Below are 15,057 nucleotides of genomic sequence, written 5' to 3'. Positions count from 1 at the left end.
GCCCCGATTGGCACACTCGCCCAGGCACCGAGAGCACATCGTCCGGACGGGAAGGAGGAACCTGGCGGTCGACATCGCCGGGGCGGAACGCGGCTGGCCCGTGTTCCTGATGCACGGCACACCCGGCAGCCGCAACGGTCCACGACCACGGTCCATCGTGCTGTACCGGCTCGGCGTACGGCTGATCTCGTACGACCGGCCGGGTTACGGGGGCTCCAGCCGGCTGCCCGGCCGCCGCGTCGCGGACGCCGCGGCGGACGTCGCGGCCATCGCCGACGACCTGGGCCTGGACGGGTTCTCGGTGGTGGGGCGCTCCGGCGGCGGTCCGCACGCCCTGGCCTGCGCCGCGCTGCTGCCGGACCGGGTACGGCGGACCGCGGTCCTGGTCGGCCTCGCCCCGGCCGGCGCGACCGGGCTGGACTGGTTCGGCGGCATGACCGACGCCAACGTGCGCGACTACGGCGCCGCCGAGCACGACGTGCCGATGCTCGCCGAGCAGTTGCGGCTGCGGGCCGAGCGCACGATGGACGACCCGGGCTCGCTGCTGGCGCTGCTGGTCGGGCAGATGACCGAGGCCGACCGGCGGGTGGTGGCCGGGGTGCCGATCCGCCGGCAGCTCACCGACGCCTATGCCGAGGCGCTGCGCCAGGGGCCGCACGGCTGGATCGACGACGTGCTGGCACTGCGCGCCGACTGGGGCGTCACGCTCCCGGACATCCGGATGCCGGTACGTCTCTGGCACGGCGCGGACGACAACTTCGCCCCGGCCAGCCACACCCGCTGGCTGGCCGAGCAGATCCCCGGCGCGCAGTTGCACGTGCAGCCGCGCAGCGCGCACTTCGGCGCGGTGGAGGTGCTGCCGGAGATCCTCGCCTGGCTGGCCGATCCGGTGGAGCGGGCCACCGTCAGATCGGATGCGGGTCGATGATGCGCCGCTGCAACCGGTTCTCCCGGAGGGTTTCGACCGCCGGGTGGCTCTCGCCCAGCCGGTAGGTCAGTTCGCGGGTGACCGCCTCCAGCTCCGCCCGCCGGCCGCCCTCCACCCGCTCCTGCATCACCAAGAGGTTCGCCCGGCAGCGCAGTGTGTTCGGGTGGTCGCGGCCGAGCATCCGGTCCAGGCCGTCGTGGGCACGTCGCAACAGCGCCAGCGCCTCCAGGTCCGCCGCCTCCCGGCCTTCCGGCGGGTCGGGCTGCTCGGCGATGCAGATGGCCTGGTTCATCCACCCCGAGAGGGGGTACGGGTGGTCGTCGCCCAGCACGTCGGCGAGCGCGTCGGCGGACTGGCCGGCGAGCTGCCGGGCCTCGGCGAAGTCCCGGGCGCGGCGGGCCACCATGGCGAGGTTGACCAAGCAGACGAGCGTCAGCGGGTGCCCCGGGCCGAGGTTGTTCTGGTAGACGCGGTGCACTTCGGTCAGTTCCCGGCTGGCCCGCTGGAACAGGTCGACGGTGAGCAGGTTGACGGACAGGCTCAGCCGGCAGGTCAGCGTCTCCGGGTTGTCCGGCCCGAACCGCTCGTTCAGCAGCTCGTACGCCGCTTCGAGGAGTTTGCCCGCCTCGACCGCGTGCCCCGCCGAGCGCAGCGACACCGCCAGGTTGGTCTGCGCGCGCAGGGTCATCAGGTGCTCGGCACCGGCCGTGCGCAGCAGGTCCCGGTGGACGCCGCGGAGCCGGGCGATGGACTGCTCGTAGTCGCCGGCGTCGCGCATGTCTATGCCCACGTACGCGGACGAGGCGAGCGTGTCCGGGTGGTCCTCGCCGAGGATCGCGCGGCGCCCGGCCAGCACCATCTCGTCGTTCTTGCGGGCCTCCCGGAAGTCGCCCATCAGGCGCTGGGTGGTGGCGAGGTTGTTCAGCGCGACGAGGGTGCGCGGGTGCTCCTCGGTGAAGTTCCGCTTCCACGCGTTGAACGTGATCTCGTCCAGGCGTAGCGCCTCGTTGTACTTGCCCATGCCGCGCAGGTCGCGGGCGAGCCCGCCGGCGGTCATCAGGGTGTGCGGGTGGTCCTCGCCGAGCAGTTCCCGCTGGGCCGCGAGGACCTCCTCGTCCAGCGCCCGGGACTCGGTGAACTGCCCGAGGAAGGCGAGGATGTTGGCGAGGTTGAACTGCAGGTGCAGCAACTGCCGGCGCAGGTCGTCGCGCGCCCGTGCGTCGGTCTCCTCGGCGAGCATCTGCTCCCAGGTCTGCGCGACCTCCTCACCGAGCCGCCGGCCGGTCTCCAGGTCGCCGCGCAACTGGAGGTAGCGGACCCGGTCGATCATCAGCGCCCGCACCTCCACCCGGTGGCTCAGCGGCGCCTTCGACGCCTCCAGGTGCGGCCAGATGACCCGGAACCGGGGCCAGCCGTCGGGGTCGTCCACCTCGCCCTCGGGACGGGCGGCGGCGAGCACGAGGTGGACCTGGCGGCGCGCCTCGTCGAGTTCCTCCTCGGTCATCCGGGACCGGACGGCGTGCTGCAGCAGGCGGTGCATGAGCACCAGGCCGCCCCGGCCCCGCTCGCCGCCGGACGGGCTCTCGGCCCGCAGGTCGACCCGGACCAGGGCGAGCCGGTTGGCCTGCTGCACCAGTTGCTGGCGGACCAGCCGTTCCTTGGCCTGCGGGTGGAACGGCACCAGCGCCTCGGCGAACTCGTCGCTGTAGACCAGGTCGGCGGAGATCTCCGGCGCGAACACCGAGCACAGTTGCAGCACCCGGTAGGCCGCCGGGTTCCGGGTCCGCAGGTGGTTGAGCGACAGCTCCCAGGTGGCCTCCACGGAGACGTTGCTGTTCGGTTCCATCACCGCGCCCGGCCCGAACTTGGCGATCTCGGTGAGGTAGCTGTCGACCGAGTGGCCGGTGTCGGCCAGCCACGCCGCGGCGGCGGTCACGGCGATCGGCAGGTCGCCCAGCAGGGCGGCGATCCGGTCGGCCTGGTCGACGCGCATTGTCGGCACCCGCTCGGTGAGGTGCTGGATGCTCTCCGCGCGCTTGAACACGTCGACCGGGATCGTGGTGGCCCGCTCGACCCACTGCAGGTTCCGGGACGTGATGACGACGTGGCCCTTGCCGTCCGGCACGTACGGCAGGACGCCGTCGACCTCGTCGGCGTTGTCCATGATCAGCAGCCACCGGAGGTCGGTGCGGCGCAGCGCCTGGAGCACCAGCCGGGCGTTCTCCCGGTTCGATTCCGACGACGGCACGCCCAGGTAGGGCGCGAGGTCACCGATGGCGGACTCGATGAACGGCACCTGGTCGGCGTCGATCCACCACACCATGTCGTACGCGGCGCGGTAGCGGTGGGCGTACTCCAGCGCGAGCTGGCTCTTGCCGATTCCGCCCATGCCCTGCAACGCCACCGGCCCGGTGCCGGAGAGCACCACCTTCGGGCTGCTGCGCAGCAGCGTCCGCAGCTCGCGCAGGTCCGCCTCACGGCCGGTGAAGCGCTTGTTGCGGCCCGGCACCTCGAACACCGTGTTGTCCCGGCCGGGGAACCGGGGACCGGTAGGCAGTTCCAGGTCGGCGGGCACACCCTCGCGGCCGACCAGGCGCAGGATCCGCGCGGCGGCGGTACGCGCCTCCAGCCCGGCGACCGATACGGTGTGCGCGGCCGGCACGTTCGCCAGGCGCCGCACGTCGGCCACGTAGACGACGAGCGGCACCTGGTCGGGCGAGCGGTCCGGCGCGGCGAGCACCGCCTCCTCGTTGGCGTTCGCCTCGGAGACGATGATCAGCTCCCGGGCGGTCCGGGGCGCCTCGTCGTCGGTGAACCACGGGTCGGTCACCCGGACGTCCGCCGAGACCAGCAGGTGCCCGATCCACTCCGCCCACACCCGGTCGTACGGGGCGTGGCGGAGCATGATCTCGTTCTCCACCGAGTTGGAGGTACGGGTGAACCGGGCGTTGACCCGCTCGCGGATCGCGCTGCTCATCGGCGGCAGCGACTCCACCTCGCCCCGGGTGATCTCCCGGGCCAGCAACTCGTACGCGGACAGCAGCGACCCGTTGACGCCGGGCTGGTCGGCGAACGTGGCGAGCAGTTCCTCGTACGCGTAGAACGCCTGGTAGGGCACCTGCATCCGGGCCCAGTACCGGTCCCGTTCGGCCTCGCTCATGGCGCTGGGCAGACCACTGAAGCGCTGCCGCGCCACCGCCCGCCCGGTGTCCGCCTTGACCTTCTCCGCCGGGTCGATGCGCATCGGCACCGGCAGCACCCGGATCCGTCGCGACCCGTACCGGTGCTCGACCAGTCGCGCCACCTTCGCCGCGCCGGTGATGCCCTGCTCGCTGAGGGTGAAGCAGGTGACAAGCACGTCCGGCAGCTGGATGGTGCAGATGTCGGCGACGTCGGAGAACCCGGTGCGGCTGTCGATCAGCACGTAGTCGTAGTTGCGCTTCATGTCGGCGCGCAGCGCGTCGAAGAAGTAGCCGCCGCCCTGCCGCTCGTAGAACTCGTCCCAGTTCATCCCGGCGAGCGCGCCCGCGTAGTCGTTGTTCTGCTGGCCCGCGCCGAGGAAGTCCAGCGTCCCGTCACCGGGGAAGTTGGACCAGTTCAGCGAGAACGAGTACTTGTGCACCCGGGCGTACTGCTCGTGCCAGCGGTCGTCGCCCTTGTCCTGCTTGGTGGTGGTCGCCCACTCGTACTCCCGGATCAGGTCGATCACCCCGCCGGTGCTCTCCAGCGCGTCCCGGTCGATGAACGGCGCGAAGAAGCGCGACAGGCCGGGGGACTCCAGGTCCCAGTCGACGGCGAGCACCCGCTTGCCGTTGGCGGCGAGGATCCAGGCGACGTTCGCCAGCGCCATCGTCCGGCCGGTGCCGCCCTTGTAGGAGTAGAAGGTGACGACCTGTCCCTCACGTCGGGTCATGTGTCCACTCCCTCGTCGGACGGCGGGTTCTCCCAGAGCCGGGGCTTGTTGATGGGCGGTCCCGGTGGCGGGTAGGTCGGTCCCGCCTCCAGGTAGCGGCGTCGCATCCGGCGGACCAGATCGTGGATCTCGGTCCGCCAGTCGTCCCACGTGGTTATCTTCAGCGGGCGTGTGGTGGCGGAGAGCATGGTCACCGCCCGGTCGAGCAACCCGGCCGCGTGCGAGCGGTGGGCGTGGTGGGCGTCCTCGCTGATCAGCACGACCCCCACCCAGCCGTGCAGGCAGTCGACGGCCGCCTGGACGGCCTCCGCGCCGTCCGGCGTCTCGACCACCAGAGGATCGATCATGAGTACGCCCGGACAGGACCGGAACAGTCCGGCGTCGGGGACGAAGTCGCGGACGTCGATCGGCATCCGCAGTCGCTGCACCGCGTCGGTCACGTCCTCGATCACCGGTGGCCGGCCGCGGAACGGGCGCCACCGGCCGGCGTGGGTGTCGGACCGGCCGTTGAGCCGCCCCAGGTCGGCCGGTTGGTCGGGTGCGATCACCACCGCCCGGAACGGCACCTCGCTGGTCGGGGACGACGGCAGGTCGGTCGGGCCGGTCGGCGGTTCGGCCGGTTGCAGCGGCGTGTGCTCGGCGGTGTCGACGATGTGCTGCGCCAGGCGGCCCAGCACCTCCTTGTAGGCGTCCTGGAACTTCTGGAGCCGGCAGAGCGCGCTCATGCCGTTCGCGGCGTACACGTCCACGTCGGCGGCCATCGCCACGGCCCGGGCCTGGTCCGGCGCGTGGAGGGCGGCGGGCGACGGGATCCACAGGACCGGCAGGATGTTGTCGCCGTCCGGCGGGCGGCCGGCCCGGATGAGCCGTTGCCGGAACCACTCCCGTTCCCGGCGCGAGTCGTCCCGGTTGAGGTAGTCCGGCGAGTACAGCGGGACGAACACCTCGGCCTCGGCCAGCGCGGTGCGTTTTCGTTCCGTCCGGGCCTCCGGCGGCCGCACCATGAAGTCGGCGAAGCCCTGCCGGCGTACCCGGTCGCCGGGCCGGCCGTCGATCGCCAGGTTGAGATCGTGATAGAAGCGGCGGACCCAGTGGTCGCCCGGGGTGCGGTCGTTGTGTGTCGGCGGGGGGACATAGCTGAGGAAGAAATAGGGCGGGCCCGGCAGCGTGGGCCGCTCAGAGGTCACGACGACACGACCGTTCCACGGGACGAGTGTCTGACCCCCAACCGGTAACGATCACGCGCTGCTCCCCAGTCGACACGATGCGGCGTCTATCGATCAGGGTAGAGAGGTTGCGCTCGGGTTACCAGGCCCTCACCGTCCGATGTGGGCGTCCATCCAGGCGACGGCGGCACCGACCGCGTCGGATATCGGCAGCAGCCGGGCCGGTGCGTCACCGACCGTCCCGTGCCGGGTGAACGCCGCCCGGTCGAGTTCCGCGCCGATGGCCGGGAAAGGGGCCGCATCCAGGTGCGGAGCCTCGAAGTCGAGCCGTTCCCGGCGGCCGTCGCGCAGCACGTAACAGCGGTACGGACGACGCGGCGCCGGACGGCGCAACCGGTACTCGGCGAGGTGCAGCGCGGTGCATGTCGCATAACCGACACCGAGCAGCAGCGTCCGGGCGCCGGCCGCCTCCAGGGCGGCGAGCGGGGACCGCTCCCCGAGATGGGAGTCGAGGTCGTGGACGCGCATCAGCTCCGCCGCCCGCGGCCCCCACGCGCTGAACGACGTCTGCGGGTGCCGGCTGCGGACCGCGCCGGGCAGCCGGCGTACGTGCTCGGCGAACGCGCCGACCCCGAACGACGGCGTCACGGCCGGGTCGAAGCCGGGCATCCGTTCCTCGTACGCCAGACGTTCCTCGTCGGTGAGCCCGGCGGTCGCGGCCTGGTACGCGGGGCTGCTCACCGAGTTGTCAGGGGTCTGCGCCGGGACCACGACGGTGCCGGACGGGCCGACGGCGGCCCGCAGGGCGTCGGCCAGCGTGGCCGGCCCGCCGTCGACCGGTCCGAGCGCGCGCAGGGAGCAGTGCACGAGCACCACGTCGCCGGGGCCGAGCCCGAGCGCGCGCAGGTCGGCGGTGAGCGTGTCGACCCGGTACGCGGGCGGGACGGCGGTGGTCACGACGGCCACCCGGACATCGAGCGGGCGACCTGCCGGACCAGCCGCGAACCGGCCGGGGTGAGCGCGTCAGCCCGTTGCAGCGCGCCGATCGCCTCGGCCGTCCAGTCGCGGTACCGGCGGTAGACCGCCTGCGCGCCGTCGACCTGACGGTCGGCCCGGATCCGCCAGATGTCGGCCACCGCCACGTGCGCGTAGATGCCGTGCAGGACGGCCTCGGCGGGCCGCGGGTCGGGCCGCCAGCCCACTGTGATGTCGATCGGGCGGGTGCCGTCGACCAGGTCGCAGACGTCCAGCAGCGCGTTCATCTTGCTGTGCTGGAACTCGTGCACGAGCAGCACCGCGAGCGAGCCCGCGTCGGTCTCCGTGGCCGCGACGCCGCCGAACGCCTGCCGCGCGGTCGACGCCTCGCTGACACCCGCGCCGCTGCGCCGCAACGGGACCACGGCCCGCAGCCCGGTACGCAGTTCCTCGGCGTGGCCGGGCACCTCGTCCCGGATCACCTGCCACGCCGCCGCGAACGTCTCGGCCCAGCGCGCGGCGCCCGCGTCGTCGAGCCGGTCACCGGCGGGCAGCCGGTGGCAGTCGCGGTGCGGGTCGCCGTCCTCCAGCAGGACGCTCACGTCCGGCGTGGCGAGTACGCGGGTCGGCCACCACCGGGGCGCGTCCCCGGGCGTCCCGGGGCGGATCGCCACGCTCACGTCCCCGGCGGTCACCCGCAGCGAGCCCGGGCCGGTCTCGACCCGTGCGGTGCCGTCGCCCACCTCGGGCAGCAGCACGGTGCCCACCGTCGGCAGGTGCAGGCGGCCGGATCGCACCGGCACGTCGAGGCGTACCGCGGTGCCGGCGTCGAGCGCGGCGGCGGCCGCGAGCGCGCTCAGGTAGTCGGGCCCCTGCCGGGCGCCGGTGCCAGTGCCGGCGAGGCAGTCGACAGCCCACGCCCGCACGTACGGATGGGCCGCTATCCGGGCCACGGAATCCGGCGCACTACGGTCGAGCGCGGTCAGCGCCTCCCAGCCGTCGGCTCCGGCCCCGCCGGCCGGCAGCCGGTCGGCCACCTCGGCGAGCAGCGCACGGACGATGGCGATCTGTGCCTCCACGAGCCGGCCGATGGCGACCCGGTCGCCGGTCGGCGCCGCGAGGCGGTCGAGGAAGTCGTCGGGCAGGCCGGCGTCGAGCCGGACGGGTGCCGGTCGGTTCTCGTTCACGTGCACGATCAGCTCTTTCAGATCAGCGCAGTAGACACTCGGATGGTCGAAGTGCCCGGCGCCGTACCGGTGGGCGAACAGTCCGCCGCCGCACTGGTCGACCACCGGACACCGCCGGCACTCGTCGCTGAGACCGGCCCGGCCGGAGCGGCGGCGGGCCAGGAGCGGGCTGGCCGCGACGTCGTCGGCCGCGTGCGAGAAGACGGTCATACCGGTGGCCGGCGCGCCGTCGTACGCGGTCTTGAGCGAGTCCGCCTGCTCCCACTCGCCGTCCGTCTCGATCACCGCCAGGTCGACCGGATCGAGACCGAGCCACTCGGTGCCGCTGGGTCCGCCCACGGCGGTGGACAGCAGCGAGTCGAAGAGGCGGACGGCGACCGGCCGGCCGTCCGCCCGCCAGCGGTCGTAGACCGCGCGCAGCCAGCCCGCGTACGCGGTACCGCCACCGACCGGCCGCCACGGGGGGTCGTCCCAGGTGGCGTGCGGGAGCAGGAAGTCGATTCGCGGTGGCTCCTGGGCGAGCAACGACTCGTAGACCGCTATCGGGTCGTTGCGCACGTCCACCGTGCACAGCAGGCCGGCGTAGATCCCCCGGTACGCCGGGCGGCGCAGCAGGGCGAGCGCGCGCAGTACCTGGTCGTAGCTGCCGGCGCCGGACCGGAAGCGCCGGTGCCGGTCGTTGGCGGCCCGGTCGCCGTCGAGCGATACGCCCACCGCGACGTCGTGGTCGGCGAGCAGGTCGCAGAACCGTTCGGAGAGCAGCACGCCGTTGGTCTGCATGCCGATCCGCAGCCGGGTGACCGGGCCGATGACGCGCCGCAGGTCGGCGAGCACCTGACCCAGTCGTTCGGGGCCGAGGAGCAGCGGCTCACCGCCGTGCAGGACGACAGTGACGTCCGGCAGCCGGTGGGCGGCGGCATGCTCGGCGATCCGTCCGGCCGCGGCCCGGAGCACGTCCGGCGTCATCCGCACCGGGCGGCGGCGCCAGCTCTGGTCGGCGTGTTCGTAGACGTAGCAGTGGTCGCACGCCAGGTCACACCTGGCGTGCACCTTCAGGACGAACTCGGTGAGCGCCGCGCGGGCCGGCCCCGGGGACATCGCAGATCAGATGAACGAGCCGAACTTCGCCGCGGGGACCCGGGTCTTATCGAGGTGAGCCGCCATCACCCGGCGCACTATCGGGGATATGTCCGCTGCGGAGAGCCGGTCGAGGGGCTCCGCGCGGACCCTGCCCAGCGACACCGGGGGCTCTTCCTGGCGCATGGGGACGGTAGTCATGACTTTTCCTTAGGTTCGTGTATGCGCCCGTCGAGCACAGCAGCGACGGCACACTATTAGCTCCGGGGGATCCAGCACAATGGACTCATTGGCGCGAAGGTGAATCTCTGGACGGTTCGCCGGCCGGCGTCGTCGTCGCCCGGGGGAGCGACCGTAAGGGATCAATTATGCGTCTTTTTACCCATCTAGGCTACGAATCAAAAGTCCAGACTTTTGCAGAAATCGTCCACCCCGATCCCCTGGTCAGCCGAGGGGCCGGGGTGGACGAGCGGTTCAGACGGCCGGGCCGCTCCCGGACGGCGTGCCGAGGCGGATGTCGACGTCGGCCGGCTCGGTCATCTGGTCGTACGCCTTGGTCCGGAGCCGGTTGGTCTGCACCTCGCCGTCGAGCAGCGCCGCCCGCAGCGCCTCCGCGTCGCTGATCTCCTTCGCGGTCACCGCGTCGGCCGCGGTCGTGACGCCCTGCACCACCTCCAGGTGGGTGCCGTCGGTGGGCATCAGCTCGGTCCACTTCGCCAGGCAGTACACCCGCTCGGGCACGTCCTGGCACTCGGTGGTCAGCTCGGGCATCTCGTCGCCGCTGCCGAGGTGGCCGGTCCGGTAGGTCGTCAGCTCGTCCACGAACGCCTCCAGCTCCCGCTCCACCTCCGGTGCCAGGCGCGTCGCCACCACCTTGCCGAAGATCCACCGCAGCGCGGTCAGCTCCATCCCGGCCCGTACCGGCAGGTAGAGCTTCGCCCAGCTGGCGTTGACGAAGTCGCCGGGGTCGCGCTCCGGGGCGCGGGCGTCGCCGCCGGACCACCAGCCGGGGTACGCCACGAACGACGCCCGCTCCCAGTCGAAGACCCGGTGCCAGAAGTCGATCTCCCACGCCTCGTCCCGCACGCTGGCCGGGAAGTGCGTCTCCACGATCTGCGAGACCATCTCGTTCACCGGCGAGAAGCCGGCCCGCAGCCGCGCCTCGAACTCGTCCCCGGCCGCCTCCGCCGCGGCCAGCGCCTCGTCGCGCCGGTCCTGCCACTCCTGGAGATCGGTCAGATAACCCGCGACGAGCGCGTTGTACGCCGCGTCGTCGGCGGTCTGGTCCACCACCGTCGGGGTACGCCGGAACCCGGCGGCGAGCTGCACGTCGGCACCCGGACCTGCCAGCCAGCTCCGGGCGCCGACGTGCACGCGTACGCGCAGCACCGGCCGCCCGTCCGCCTCGGTGACCACCGGAACGCCCACCACCCGGGCGGCGATCGCGTCCGGCGGACGGCGGGTGATCAGCGTGAGGTTCTGCCGGATCGTGTCGACGTCGCCGTCCCACTCCCAGCCGGCGTCGAACGCGACGTCGACGTCGTAGTCGGCGCTCATGTCGCCGGTGAATCCCCACTTGTCGAGCGTGACCACGGGGGAGTACACGACGCGCGTCTCCACCGCGGCGGGTGCGCCACGCGGCGGGCGCTCCGGCTTCACCGGCGTCGGGGGCAGCGCGGCGACCGCGTTGTCGCGGATCCGCTGCCGTCCGCCGATGATCTTCTGGGCGAAGGCGAACGCCGGATCCTTGATCGTGGGGGCCCAGCAGACCCGTGCGCCGTACCGCTCGTGGGCCAGCTCCAGCCGTTGCAGCACCTTGAAGTAGTGCAGCGTGATCGGCGTGGCCCGGTTCGGGTTGCGGACGGTGCGCTTCGAGGACGACTCCGCGCCGGTCTCGGTGACCAGCTTGAAGTCGGTCTTGTGCTGGGTGCGGTAGCGCGCCGCGACCTTCGAGGTGGCGGTCCGGCTGTCCTTCACGGCACGGCGGCTCGTCTCCTGGCTCGCCGCGGTGACGCTGCTGGCGAAGCCGATCGTGTGGCTGGCGTTGAAGGTGCCCCAGATGCCGGTCGGGCTGGTGTACTGGCCGGTGTGGCTCGCGTTGAGCCCCCAGGTGTCGGTGAGCGACTTCTGCCGCTCGAAGCCCTCCTGGAGTTCGGTGGTGAGCGCGCTGGTCAGCTCGACGTCGGTCTGCTGTTCCGACTCGTTCTGCTCCTCCAGGGTCAGCTCGCGCTTGGTGTAGGTGCGCTGCTCCAGCACCGCCTCCTCACCGGGGGCGAGCGCCAGCGCGTAGACGTGCTCGCCGAGCGCGAAGCCCACCGGCCGGATCCGGGTGCGGTCGAGGAACGCGATGCCCACGTCGGACTGGAGCAGGCCGGCGAGGAACTCCGCCTGCTGGTCGCCGAGCAGCGTCTGGCGCCGTGCCGGCGGCTCCCGGTACGACATGCCCGAGTCGACGCCGGGCAGCGCCTCGGTGGCGGCGTCCATGTCGTTGGCCTTCCACATGTCGTAGAGGCCGAGTTCCTTGAGCAGGTGCGGCAGCCGGTCGCCGTCGAGCCCGCCGTAGCGGATCGCCTCGATCAGCGCCTGCTTGACGTAGAACGGCAGGATGGGCGTCTCGCCACCGCCGAAGGTGAGCCGGACCGGTACGAAGTAGTTGGAGTAGACGTACCGGTCGGAATGCGCGGTGCTGAAACCAAGCGTCGCCGGATCGGCGTCGGCGACGACGACTCTGCCCATCGGTGCTCCTCTACAGCGGCAGTGTGAACAGGGTTTGCAGGCCCCGGTACGCCATCTCGTGCGAGGTGACGAAGAACCCGGGGAACAACTGGCTGAGGGCGGCCTGTCGGACGACCGTCTCGCGTACGGCGTGCGCGGTCAGCTCGTCGAGGCCGGCGACGACCTCGGCCGGCACACCGCCCTTGGCGGCTCGCTGGTACGCCTCCGCGACGGCCTCCCAGCGGCCGTCGAACGTCTCCCCGAGGTCGTCGGCGACGGTCCCCCAGGTCTTCTCGAAGCGCTCCAGCTTCGTCGAGGACGTCCAGTCGACGTTCGTGACGCGGGCCGCCTCGGGGTCGACGAGCAGCAGGTCGGAGCGGAGGTCACCGACAGTGGTGGACGCCTTCCACCGGAACCGTTCGGCGAGGTGGGTGGCGAGCGCCTTCTCCGCGCCGGTCGCGGCCGGGTTTCCGGTGAACCCGACGAGGCGCAGCAGCAGGTCCCGGTCCGGGTGGCCGAGCAGCATCTGGGCGACCGTCTGGCGCAGCACCGCCTCGGAGCCGCGCAGCGCGGGCGCCAGCTCCGGGTGGGCCGCGCGGACCGCCTCGACCACCGTCGCCAGCGACTTCTCCGCGAACGCCTCCAGGCCCGGTGGCCGGCCGACGAGCTGCGCGACCTCGGCCGCCATCCGCCGGTGCACCTGCTGGCCGAGCCGCCACGGTTGCGCCTGCCCGGCCTTGCGCAACGCGCGGAACTCCTCGTACGCGACGGTCTGGAGCGCCCTGTTGAACGCGGTGGTCAGTCGCTGCTCCAGTTGCCGGGCGATGGCCGCGCGCACGACGGCGGCCCGGACGTCCCGGGGTGTCTTCGGCGGCTTCAACTCGCGCAGGTCCTCGACCCGTTTGATGATCTCGTCCAGCGCCTCGTTCAGCTCGGCCCGTGTCGCCGCCCGGCCGGCCGACGACACGGTCTCCGACATGCTCGCCATCAGCACGGGCCGGCCGTCGAGGCTCACCAGCGCGCCGAGCCGGGTGCCCGCCCCGGCGCCGGCGAACGCCTCGGCGTGCGCCGCCTGGTTGAACAGGGTCAGTGTGAGTTCGGCGTCGGCGAGCAGTACCCGGCCCTGCCGGAACAGCGCGTCGAGCACCTTCGGGGGGAAGAGCGTCCGCAGCATCGCGAGGCCCACCTGGGGTGCGGCGAGGATCGCCGCCCGGCCGATCGCCACCAGCAGCGCGGCCGTCCGGGCGGTCAGCAGGCGCGCCTCCCGGGCACCCGCGAGCAGCAGCGGCACGTACCGGACGGCGGCGCGGACCGCGACGCCGCCGAGCAGCCGGGCGAGATGCACCAGACCGGTGAGCACCTGGTAGAGGTCGCCGGCGACGCGGCCGAGCAGGCGGCCGGCGGCGAACGGGTCGAGGTCGTCCAGGTGCCGGGCGAACTCGGCCGCCCAGCCGCGCCACAGGGCCAGCAGCCGTTCCGGAACCGTCGTCGGGTCCAGCGCGGCGACGATTCCGGCCAGCGCCTGGCGTACGACAGTGGCCTGGTCGGCGAGGCGCTGGACACCGGCGCGGGGGTCGACTGTGAGCACGATGAGCGTGGTGAACTGCTCCTGCTGGAGGCGGCCGATCAACTGCACGAGCTTGCCGAGGTCGACCACCACCGTCGCGACTGATTCCCCGACGCCGACGGCGAACCCGTCCAGGAACAGCTTCGGGTTGATCCCGTTCCAGGCCGCGTAGTGCCGCATCGCGTCGAGCAGCGCGGGGTCGAGGCCGAGCAGGTAGCGACGGAACGTGCCGTCGGAGTCGACGTCGGAGGCGGCCAGGTCGAAGAACGCCTCGGCCAGTCGCAGTCGCGCGAGCATCGAGACCAGGTCCCACACGTTCTCCGGGGTGATACGGCCGGTCATCGCGGCCAGCACGCGCTCGCGGGTCGTCGAGCGTGTGGCGTGCGCGTCCATCCAGTACTTGACGGTCAGCGCGACGAACTCCACCCGTGGGTCCTGGGTACGTGCGCCGAAGACCGCGGCCCGGTCCTCGGCGGACACCCGCGGCACGCTGAACCAGTCCCGGATCATGACGGATTCGTTCGTCGGCTGCCCCACTTCCCCCACCCCCTCCAGCCGTGTGCACTGTCGGGCCGCGGTGCGGGCAGCGGTAGTGCTGGGTCGAGAAGCTGACATGGTCCCCCCGACGGCGCGCTCGCCGGTCCATCGACTGTTACGACTTGACGAACGACGTGTTATCGCTCACAGTCGATGGCACGGGACGGCGGCATCGATGGCCCACCGGGCGGGCGCGGATGGCCGCGTGGCAGGCCGGGTGTGGGATCAGTGCGCTACGACGAATTGTTAGCGCTCACAACATGTGATCAGAGGGAGGAACATGTTTGCATTCGGTAGGTCCCCATCGACGGTGTCGCCGCCGCGACGGCGCGGATGGCTGCCGCGAGTCGTCGCGTCCGGCGCGACCGCGGTACTCGTCGGCGCCGCCGCGGTGGCTGCCGTGTCCGCGCCCGCCGCCGCCGCGAGCGTCGACACGAACGCCTGGTACGTCCTGGTCAACCGCAACAGCGGCAAGGCGCTCGACGTCTACAACCTGGCCACCAACGACGGCGCGCGGATCACCCAGTGGACGCGCAACAACGGCAACCAGCAGCAGTGGCAGTTCGTCGACTCCGGCGGCGGCTACTACCGGCTGAAGTCACGGCTGTCCGGCAAGGTGCTCGACGTCTACAACTGGTCGACCGCCAACGGCGGCAGCATCGTGCAGTGGTCCGACACCAACGGGACCAATCAGCAGTTCCGGCTGGCCGACTCCGACAGCGGCTACGTCCGGCTGATCAACCGCAACAGCAACAAGGTGGTGGAGGTGCAGGGCGCCTCGACCGCCGACGGCGGAAACATCGTCCAGTACGACGACTGGAACGGCGCCAACCAGCAGTGGCAGCTCGTCCGGGTGGACGGTGGCGGTAACCCCACCACGCCGCCTCCGACGACGCCGCCGCCGGGTGGCACGTGCAACCTGCCGTCGTCGTACCGGTGGTCGTCCACGGGTGCGTTGGCGCAGCCGCGCTCGGGCTGGGTGTCGTTGAAGG

8 protein-coding genes are annotated in these 15,057 nt (G+C 72.1%); 2 read left to right on the top strand and 6 right to left on the bottom strand.

What is annotated here, in order from left to right:
• Positions 1-7: 7 nt before the first annotated feature.
• Entirely contained in the window at positions 8-928 is a 921-nt protein-coding gene (locus tag AC2CHG_RS14510; RefSeq protein WP_194800411.1) for an alpha/beta fold hydrolase, read from the top strand.
• On the opposite strand, the gene fxsT is transcribed toward AC2CHG_RS14510, so the two are convergent.
• From fxsT to AC2CHG_RS14480, 6 genes are all read right to left on the bottom strand, one after another.
• On the bottom strand, positions 906-4,841 hold the full coding sequence (gene fxsT, locus AC2CHG_RS14505; protein WP_262016251.1) for an FxSxx-COOH system tetratricopeptide repeat protein: 3,936 nt from the start codon (positions 4,839-4,841) through the stop codon (positions 906-908). The two genes, AC2CHG_RS14510 and fxsT, sit on opposite strands and share 23 nt — an antisense overlap.
• Positions 4,838-6,028 carry a TIR-like protein FxsC gene (locus AC2CHG_RS14500; protein ID WP_355508625.1) on the bottom strand — a complete coding sequence of 397 codons (1,191 nt, stop codon included), beginning with the start codon at positions 6,026-6,028 and terminating at the stop codon, positions 4,838-4,840. The genes fxsT and AC2CHG_RS14500 overlap by 4 nt, the downstream gene beginning before the upstream one ends.
• A 129-nt stretch (positions 6,029-6,157) precedes the next feature.
• Complete coding sequence (locus AC2CHG_RS14495; RefSeq protein WP_262016253.1) at positions 6,158-6,964, bottom strand: AAC(3) family N-acetyltransferase; 807 nt, start codon at positions 6,962-6,964, stop codon at positions 6,158-6,160.
• Complete coding sequence (locus AC2CHG_RS14490; RefSeq protein WP_484524920.1) at positions 6,961-9,267, bottom strand: FxsB family cyclophane-forming radical SAM/SPASM peptide maturase; 2,307 nt, start codon at positions 9,265-9,267, stop codon at positions 6,961-6,963. The genes AC2CHG_RS14495 and AC2CHG_RS14490 overlap by 4 nt, the downstream gene beginning before the upstream one ends.
• Positions 9,268-9,720: 453 nt before the next feature.
• Positions 9,721-11,982, bottom strand: a complete 2,262-nt coding sequence (locus tag AC2CHG_RS14485) for a hypothetical protein (RefSeq protein ID WP_484524919.1) — start codon at positions 11,980-11,982, stop codon at positions 9,721-9,723.
• Between the two features lie 10 nt (positions 11,983-11,992).
• Positions 11,993-14,038 carry a hypothetical protein gene (locus tag AC2CHG_RS14480; protein ID WP_484524918.1) on the bottom strand — a complete coding sequence of 682 codons (2,046 nt, stop codon included), beginning with the start codon at positions 14,036-14,038 and terminating at the stop codon, positions 11,993-11,995.
• A 307-nt stretch (positions 14,039-14,345) separates the two neighbouring features.
• On the opposite strand from AC2CHG_RS14480, the gene AC2CHG_RS14475 reads away from it, so the two are divergent.
• A partial coding sequence (locus AC2CHG_RS14475; protein WP_484524917.1) for a non-reducing end alpha-L-arabinofuranosidase family hydrolase occupies positions 14,346-15,057 on the top strand: 712 nt, incomplete at its 3' end.

The sequence above is a fragment of the Micromonospora sp. ATLC20 genome (assembly GCF_057196585.1).
The sequence above is the reverse complement of the archived record's forward strand: the minus strand, read 5'-3'. Positions and strand labels throughout refer to the sequence as shown.